Here is a 7,671-nt window from a genome sequence, read left to right as displayed (position 1 = left end):
AAAAGCTAGACCGACCGACTCATGAACTCCTGCAGGTTCGACCGGTAGCCGCGGCTCGACGTCAGCCGCGTGCCGTCCCGCAGGATCACCACGTAGTCCCCCTGGAACAGTGGCTCCAGCTCGGCGATCGCGTCGACGTTGACGATGGTCGAGCGGTGGATGCGCAGGAAGCGGGAACTGTCGAGCCGGTTCTCGAGGCTGGTCATGGTCTCGCGCATCAGGTGCGAGCGTTTGCCGACATGGAGGCGGGCGTAGTTGCCTTCGGCGCCGATCCAGTCGATTTCGGCGGTGCGGAGGAACACGATGCGTCCGCCCTCCTTGACGGCGATGCGGTCGGCGCGGCGGCCGCTGCCGACGCTCTCGATCAGCGTCTGCAGGCGCTCGTCGAGCTCGCCGGTGCGGTGGCGGCGCACCGATTCGCGGGCGCGGCGCAGCGCGGTGGCGAAGCGGTCCTCGTCGAACGGCTTCAGGATGTAGTCGAGCGCGTGTGCCTCGAAGGCCTGCACGGCGAACTGGTCGTACGCCGTCACGAAGATCACGACGGGGGGTGTGTCGGCGCCCAGGGACTCGAGGACCCCGAAGCCGTCAAGCTCCGGGATGTTCACGTCCAGGAAGAGCAGCTCGGGCTTCGCGTCGTGGATCACCTGCACTGCCGAGTTGCCGTCAGCGGCCTCCGCAACGATCTCGATGTCGGGCTGCTCCTCGAGCAGCGACCGCAGCCGCTCGCGCGCGAGGGGTTCGTCCTCGACCAGTACGGTTCGGATCTTCGTCACGGGATCGCCTCCTGTCTGAGCGCAGCCGGCTCTTCGACCGGTACGGCGCGAAACGGAATCGAGATGGCGGCGCGGAACCCGCCCTCCGGCGCCGGTCCCGCGTCGAAGCGGTAGTCCGTGCCGTAGAGCGTTTCCAGGCGCGCACGTGTGTTCGAAAGCCCGACACCACTGCCGTGGCGGCCGTCGCCGCGGCCGGTGCCGTCGTCGACGACCTGGAGTTCCAGGCGATCGACGTCACGGCGACTGCTCACGATGATGTGCCCACCCGCAGCGCGCGGTGCGATCGCATGGCGCACCGCGTTTTCCACGAGCGGCTGGAGGATCATGTGCGGCACGGCGGCGTGCAGCGTATCGGGCGCGATGTCGAGCGTGACGTTCAGGCGCTCGCCCAGCCGCGTACGCTCGATCTCGACATACGGTTTCAGGAAGTCGAGCTCGTCACGCAGTGTCACCTCGCTCGTGCCGACGTGCTCGAGCGTGACGCGCAGCAGCTCACTCAGTCGCGTGAGCATGCGATCGGCGGCGCGCACGTCGCGGTGCATCAGTGCACTGATTGCGTGCAGCGTATTGAACAGGAAATGCGGCTGGAGCTGCGTCTTGAGCAGGTGCAGCTCTGCCTCCGCCAGCCGCTTCTGCAGCACCAGCGCCTCCCGTTCGCGGCGCCGGTAGCGGCGGTACACCTCGATGCCGTGACCGAGCCCGGCCAGCAGCCAGTAGTACAGCACGTTGGGCGGGAAGCCGTTCACGAACAGCTCGCCGAAGCTGCCGTTGAACCATCCGGTGACCTGGTCGATGCCGAACGCGACCGCGACCTCCGCTACCGCCAGTGTGGCGCTCGCCGCGATATGCACGAGCACGTGACGCACGTGCGGCGGTTCGTCGATCGGGAAACGACGCGCAAGCGCGAAGGCGACCAGCGTGATGCCCGCCCAGACGACCGCGCCGGGCAGTGCGCGCGCAGCGGCCGCGCCGAGACCGAGCGGCACGCCCATGCTGCGGCTCAGCAGCAGATGCTGGCCGGTCAGGAACACGCCATAAATCCCCCACCACGCGAGCACGAGTGTCACTTCGTACCGGCGCGCGCGGCGGGAGAGCAGCACGAACGTCGTGGCTGTCATGCGGGTATGCTGAAAAGTGGGGCGCGCGATCTGAAAGCTAATCGCCGGCGCAGCACGCTGAAAGAAAGTCGAACCCGGCGGCGGCGTGCCCCGTCACCGGGTACGAGCAGGTGGTCCCCTCCATCCCGGGGAAGCCGCGATCAGCCCGCGATCCTGAGAAGGGTATCGTCGTCGAGGCGGTGTCCGCCGCCGAAGCGCTCCACCCGGCATGCGACGCCCGCCGCGGCCAGCTCGCCCGCCAACCGATCGATGCCGCCCGCCGCAAAGCCGTCGCGCTCGCCCGCCACCAGTGTCAGGCGCGCGCCCCCGAGCATGCCCGGCGCCGGCTCGATCTCCTGCGGCAGCCCCGCACCCCAGAGGATCACGTGGTCGACGCGGTGGGCAGTGCGGGCCGTCCAGCGCGCGACGGTCTGGGAGCCCTGCGAGAAGCCCAGCGCACTGACCGCTTCGAGGTCCGGCAGGAGCGGGGCGAAGTGCTGGTACACGTCGTCGAGATAGGCGCAGTAGTCGTCGATCTCGTGCTCCCGCTCCTCGCGCGTCATCCACGTGGCGCCGACCGGATGATCCGGGCCGTGCACACCGCCACGGTCGTCCTTGTAGTAGCGGTTGAGCGCCTCCGGCACGACGACCAGCCGGTCCGGTCCGGCGAGCGCGGACAGATCCCTTGCAAAATCCGGCGCGAGCTGGCTGTAGCCGTGGCAGCAGATCCACAGCTCCCGCACGTCCGGCCCGGGCGCGCCGAGCAATACGACCCGTGCAGTGCGCTGCACGCGCAGGTACGTGGTGCCCATCGGCGCATCGGGCGTCACCGCGCCCTCATGCACCGACCCGGAACTGCGGCGGATACTGCGTGTGGAAATCCGTCGCGTCCTGGTACGCCCTGGCGACCAGCAGCGCGTCTCCCTCGCCGAACAGCCGACCGACGAACGAGAGCGAGACCGGCGTGTTCTCCTGCGTGAAGCCGTTGGGCAGCACGACCGTCGGATGGCCGGTCAGGTTCGTGAGAAGGAGGATGTTGCCACCGTAGGACGGTGTGACCACCACGTCGACGTCCTGCATCGCCTCGTGCATGGCCTGCATGACGAGTGTTCGAACACGGTTCGCGTTGATGTACTCGACGGCCGGCACGAGGCGGGCAGTGCGGAACGTGTTCGGCCAGGAGCTGCGCTCCATCAGGTCGTCGCGGTTGCTGCGCGTCAGCTCGTCGAAGGCTGCTGCCGCCTCCGCCGTCAGGATCGCCGAGCGCAGCGAGTTGAGCGGATAGTCGTCCGGCGTCTCGAAAGGCACGAGGTCGAAGCCGATGCGACGCATCACGTCGAGCGCGGCGTCGTCGAAGGTCTTGGTGTTGTGGTCCGCCTCGAACGCCGAGCGGTAGTAGCCAACGCGGAGTTCCCGCGGGTCACGGGCCGCGTCCCAGTCGAACGGCACGTCGCGAACGGTCAGGTCGAAGCCGTCCGTGCCGCGGATCGCCTGGTAGACCAGCGCGCAGTCCTCCACCGTGCGGCACATCGGTCCGATCTTGTCCATGCTCCACGACAGCGCCATTGCGCCGTGGCGGCTGACCGTGCCGTAGGTCGGCCGCAGCCCCGTGACGCCGTTGCGTGTCGAGGGTGAGACGATCGAGCCGAGTGTCTCCGTGCCGATGCTGAAGCCGACGAGGCCCGCCGCGGTCGCCGCACCCGGTCCTGCCGAGGAGCCACTGGAGCCCTGGTCGAGCTTCCACGGGTTGCGGGTCATGCCGCCGAACCACTGGTCACCCTGGGCGAGGGCACCGAGCGTGAGCTTGGCGACGAGGATCGCGCCGGCGTCGTCGAGCCTGCGCACGACCGTCGCATCCATGTCGATGACCTGGTCCTCGTACGGCTTTGCCCCGAACGTCGTCGGATAGCCGCGCGTGGCGAGCAGGTCCTTCGCGCCCCAGGGAATCCCGTGCAGCGGACCGCGGTACCTGCCGGCCGCGATCTCCGCGTCCATGCGCGCGGCCTGCTCGAGCGCGCGCTCCTCGGTGAGCGTGACGACCGCCTCCAGCGTGGGGCCATGACGCTTCAGCCGGTCGAGGTACATCCGCGTCAGCTCGCTCGGCGTGACCTGCCGAGTGCGGATCAGCACGGCGAGGTGTGTCACGGGCCAGAACGCGACATCCTCCAGGTTGGAAGGCCGTCGCAGTGCGCCCGGATCCGATGGCCGGAACACCCCCTCGCCCAGCGGCACCGCAATGCCCGGCAGCACCGGGTCGAACTGGACTGCGGGCGGCACGGCGTTGGGGAGCTGCACTTCGCGCAGCGCTTCCCATGCGCGGACGTTGGAGTCCAGGCCGCGCACCATCTCCTCGCGCTCCTCGGGGGTGAACTCGAGGCCGGCAATGCGCTCGGCCTGCGCGATCATGTCCACGCTCACGCGCGGCTCCTGCTGCTGCGCGCGCAGGCTCTCGGGCAGCAGCGACGTGAGCGCCGCGGTGAACGCGATGAAGCTGCGGCGATCGATCGGGGACGCGGTCTGCGGCATCATCTCACAGCTCCTGGTTGTGATCGTACAGGTACGGAAGAGTCGCGGCGCTCACGCCTGCCAGCGCGCTGCGACCGTCGCGTCGGGGGCAGCGAACACGTCCGGGTGCAGCAGCCCGGCCAGGATCTCGATGCCGTCGATGTAGCGAGGGCCGGAGCGGTTGAAATACGCGCTGCCGTCGACGGCGAAGGCGTTGCCGCTGCTGATTGCGCGCGGTGCGACGCGTCGCAGGTCGTCCGCGAAGCGGTCCGCATCGGTGATCGAGGCGTCCAGGCCGTAGCCGCACGGCATGACGATGAGCACGTCCGGATCCAGCCCGGCGACGTCCTCCCACGCATGCTGTGTCGAATGGCTGCCTGCCGTACCGAGCAGGTTCTCGCCGCCGGCGATCTCGATCATCTCCGGCAGCCAGTGGCCGGGCGCGAACGGCGGGTCGAGCCATTCCAGGGCCAGAACGCGCCTGCGCTGGCGCCCGGCAACGGCCCGCTCCACGCGCGCGATGCGTGCCTCGTGCTCTTCGAGCAGCTGCTCTGCGCGGGCCTCGAGCCCCAGCGCAGCGCCGACCTCGCGGATCGACTGCTGGATCTCATCGATCGTGTGTGCGTCGAGCGAAAGCAACCGCGCATCGATGCCGCGCGTGCGCATCAGGTCTCGCACACCGGGTGTGGGCACGGCGCACACCTCGCAGACCGCCTGTGAGATGACGAGATCCGGGGCGAGTGCAGCGAGTCGCTCGGCGTCGACCTCATACACGCTGCCATGCTCGGCCATGGCGATGCGGACGGCAGTATCGATCTCGCCGCTGTCGAGGCCGCTCGGATCGAAGCGCGGCCGCGAAAGCCGCGGCCGGTCGAGCACCTCCGGTGGCCAGTCGCATTCGTGGCTGATGCCGACGAGCCGGTCGGCCGCACCGAGCGCGTGCACGATCTCGGTTCCGCTCGCCAGCAGCGAGACGACGCGCTGCGCGCCGGCTTCCGATGCCGCGATTCCGTTCGCCGCGGCGGCGCGCGCTGCGGGCATGTCAGCCGCTCCGCACCGCTCCCGTGGCGGCGACGGCCGGCGCGTCCACGAGCGCCCGCGTATGCGAGAGCCAGCCCTCCTCCAGTGGCTCGATCTCGCCCTGCACGATCTGCATGAAGCGCTTCTGCAGTGCGCGCGTGACCGGTCCTGCCGTGCCCTGCCCCACCGTGATGCGGTCCACGCTGCGGATCGGCGTGATCTCCGCAGCGGTGCCGGTGAAGAACAGCTCGTCGGCGGTGTAGAGCATCTCGCGCGGGATCGGCTGCTCGTGCACGTCGATGCCGAGCTCCTGCGCAATGCGCATCACGGTGTGGCGGGTGATGCCGAGCAGCAGCGTGCCATCCGACGGGGACGTGACGAGCGCGCCGTCGCGCACCAGGAACACGTTCTGGCCGCTGCCCTCGCTCACGCGTCCGTCGGGCGCGAGCGCGATGGCCTCCGCATAGCCGTTCGCGACCGCCTCCATCTTGATGAGCTGCGCATTGTTGTAGTGACCGGCTGCCTTGGCTAGCGACGGCAGCGTGTTCGGCGCCGGCCGGTGCCAGCTCGAGACGCACACGTCGACGCCGCTCTCCAGTGCGCCATCCCCCAGGTAGGTGCCCCACGGCCACGCGCAGACGTACGTCTCGACCGGGCTGCCGGCCGGCAGCATGCCCATCGCGCCGTAGCCGCGCAGCACCATCGGCCGCACGTAGCAGGAGTCGAAGCCGTTGCGCTCCACGACGGTGCCGCACGCGATCGCGAGTTGCTCGCGCGTCCACGGCACGTCGATGCGGTAGATGCGGCAGGAGTCCTCGAGGCGGCGCAGGTGGTCGCCGAGCCGGAAGATCGCGGGACCTTCAGAGGTCGCGTAACAGCGGATCCCCTCGAAGACCGACGAGCCGAACTGGACCGCCAGGCTGAGCACGTGGATGCGCGCGTGCTGCCAAGGGATCAGCTCCCCGTCCTTCCAGATCCACTGTGCCTCTGCGAACGCCATGATGCACCTCCTACAGCAGTGAGCGGATCCAGCCGCCGTCGACTGCGATCGACTGACCGGTGATGTACGACGCACGCGCGGATGCGAGGAACGCAACGAGCGCGGCCAGCTCGCGCGGCTCGCCCAGTCGCCCCATCGGGATCTCCGACTCCCAGCGGGCGTAGCCTTTCGCAGGGTCACCGTCGCCGACCTTTTCGGCCAGGTGCACGACACGCTCGGTCTGCGTGTAGCCCGGCAGCACGCAATTCACGGTGACGCCGTCGCGTGCGACCTCGTTGGCGAGTGTGCGCGCGAAGCCGGTCACGGCCGCACGCACGCTGTTCGACAGGATCAGCCCGTCGACCGGCTGCTTCACCGCGATCGAGGTCACGTTGATGATGCGGCCCCACCCGCGTGCACGCATGCCGCCCAGCGCGCCACGCGTGAGGTTGATCACGCTGTGCAGGTTCTGATCGACGGCGTGCTGCCACGTCCCGGGCGAGTGGGCGTCGAACGGACCGGCGGGCGGGCCACCGGTGTTCGTCACAAGGATGTCGATCTCACCGAACGCGCGCTGCGCCGCGTCGAGCACGGCCTGCACACCCGCGGGGTCCGTCAGGTCGGCGGGCTGTGCGACGACGTCGGCACCGGTCGCGGCGATTTCCTCGCGCGCCTGCTCCAGCGCCGCCGCACCCCGCGCGCACAGGACCAGCCGCGCGCCGGCCTGTGCGAGCTCGTCGGCAATGGCGCGGCCGAGGCCCCGACTCGATGCCGCGACGAGCGCGACCCTACCCGCGATGCCGAGATCCATCGTGCGAGATCACTTCCGGTGGAAGTAGTCGTCGGTGTGGTTGAGCCAGTCCGCGCGCGGCGGCGAGAAGATGTCGACGTCGAGCGTGTCCTCGAGCGCCTCCGCCTCGTGCCACACGTTGGACGGGATGTGCAGCACCTCGCCCGCACGCACGACGACTTCCTCGGACCGGTCTTCCCCGATCCAGAAGCGCAGCGCGCCCTCGATGATGTAGGTGAGCTGCTCGTTGTCGTGCTGGTGCTGCGGCACGATGCAGCCCTTCTTCAGATAGACGTGCGCGAGCATCACGCGCTCACCCGTGATCAGCCGCCGGTCGAGCATGTCCGTGACGCGCTCCTTCGGCATGTCGTCCCAGCGGAAGAAGCGGGTGGCCGACTGCTGCTGCTCCATGAATGGGCTCCGGTGTCGGGAGGTCGCCGCGGCCACGCGGGAACGGGCCGCCATCGGCTGATCTTCGCCAGCGCGCTGCCGCGATGCAAGAGCGCG

General features: G+C 69.4%; 8 protein-coding genes. All 8 read right to left on the bottom strand.

Features of this window, described 5'->3' with window-relative positions; genetic code table 11:
- Window positions 1–5: 5 nt before the first annotated feature.
- Complete coding sequence (locus tag VFU06_06715; protein HEU5209085.1) at window positions 6–773, bottom strand: LytTR family DNA-binding domain-containing protein; 768 nt, start codon at window positions 771–773, stop codon at window positions 6–8.
- A complete protein-coding gene (locus VFU06_06710; protein HEU5209084.1) occupies window positions 770–1,891 on the bottom strand; it encodes a histidine kinase in 1,122 nt (373 codons plus the stop codon). The genes VFU06_06715 and VFU06_06710 overlap by 4 nt, the downstream gene beginning before the upstream one ends.
- Before the next feature lie 140 nt (window positions 1,892–2,031).
- Window positions 2,032–2,682 carry a hypothetical protein gene (locus VFU06_06705; GenBank protein ID HEU5209083.1) on the bottom strand — a complete coding sequence of 217 codons (651 nt, stop codon included), beginning with the start codon at window positions 2,680–2,682 and terminating at the stop codon, window positions 2,032–2,034.
- Window positions 2,683–2,707: 25 nt separating this feature from the next.
- Complete coding sequence (locus tag VFU06_06700) at window positions 2,708–4,399, bottom strand: amidase (GenBank protein HEU5209082.1); 1,692 nt, start codon at window positions 4,397–4,399, stop codon at window positions 2,708–2,710.
- Window positions 4,400–4,447: 48 nt separating this feature from the next.
- Window positions 4,448–5,416 (bottom strand): cobalamin-binding protein, encoded by a 969-nt coding sequence (locus VFU06_06695; protein ID HEU5209081.1) that lies wholly within the window; start codon window positions 5,414–5,416, stop codon window positions 4,448–4,450.
- A 1-nt stretch (window position 5,417) separates the two neighbouring features.
- A complete protein-coding gene (locus tag VFU06_06690) occupies window positions 5,418–6,395 on the bottom strand; it encodes a branched-chain amino acid transaminase (GenBank protein ID HEU5209080.1) in 978 nt (325 codons plus the stop codon).
- Window positions 6,396–6,405: 10 nt separating this feature from the next.
- The gene (locus VFU06_06685) at window positions 6,406–7,185 is read right to left on the bottom strand and encodes an SDR family oxidoreductase (protein HEU5209079.1); all 780 of its coding nucleotides are present in this window, start codon (window positions 7,183–7,185) and stop codon (window positions 6,406–6,408) included.
- A 9-nt stretch (window positions 7,186–7,194) separates the two neighbouring features.
- Window positions 7,195–7,575, bottom strand: coding sequence for a cupin domain-containing protein (locus VFU06_06680; protein HEU5209078.1), 381 nt, complete (start codon window positions 7,573–7,575; stop codon window positions 7,195–7,197).
- Window positions 7,576–7,671 lie beyond the last annotated feature (96 nt).

The organism is Longimicrobiales bacterium, from assembly GCA_035764935.1.
Taxonomy (GTDB): domain Bacteria; phylum Gemmatimonadota; class Gemmatimonadetes; order Longimicrobiales; family RSA9; genus DASTYK01.
Note: the sequence above shows the minus strand (reverse complement) of the source record. Positions and strands in the feature narration are given on the sequence as shown.

What these genes read in the sequence shown, in the direction of transcription:
- VFU06_06680 (HEU5209078.1), bottom strand. Translation starts at nt 7,575, where the DNA reads ATGGAGCAGCAGCAGTCGGCCACCCGCTTCTTCCGCTGGGACGACATG.
- VFU06_06695 (HEU5209081.1), bottom strand. Translation starts at nt 5,416, where the DNA reads ATGCCCGCAGCGCGCGCCGCCGCGGCGAACGGAATCGCGGCATCGGAA.
- VFU06_06705 (HEU5209083.1), bottom strand. Translation starts at nt 2,682, where the DNA reads ATGGGCACCACGTACCTGCGCGTGCAGCGCACTGCACGGGTCGTATTG.
- VFU06_06690 (HEU5209080.1), bottom strand. Translation starts at nt 6,395, where the DNA reads ATGGCGTTCGCAGAGGCACAGTGGATCTGGAAGGACGGGGAGCTGATC.
- VFU06_06700 (HEU5209082.1), bottom strand. Translation starts at nt 4,399, where the DNA reads ATGATGCCGCAGACCGCGTCCCCGATCGATCGCCGCAGCTTCATCGCG.
- VFU06_06710 (HEU5209084.1), bottom strand. Translation starts at nt 1,891, where the DNA reads ATGACAGCCACGACGTTCGTGCTGCTCTCCCGCCGCGCGCGCCGGTAC.
- VFU06_06685 (HEU5209079.1), bottom strand. Translation starts at nt 7,185, where the DNA reads ATGGATCTCGGCATCGCGGGTAGGGTCGCGCTCGTCGCGGCATCGAGT.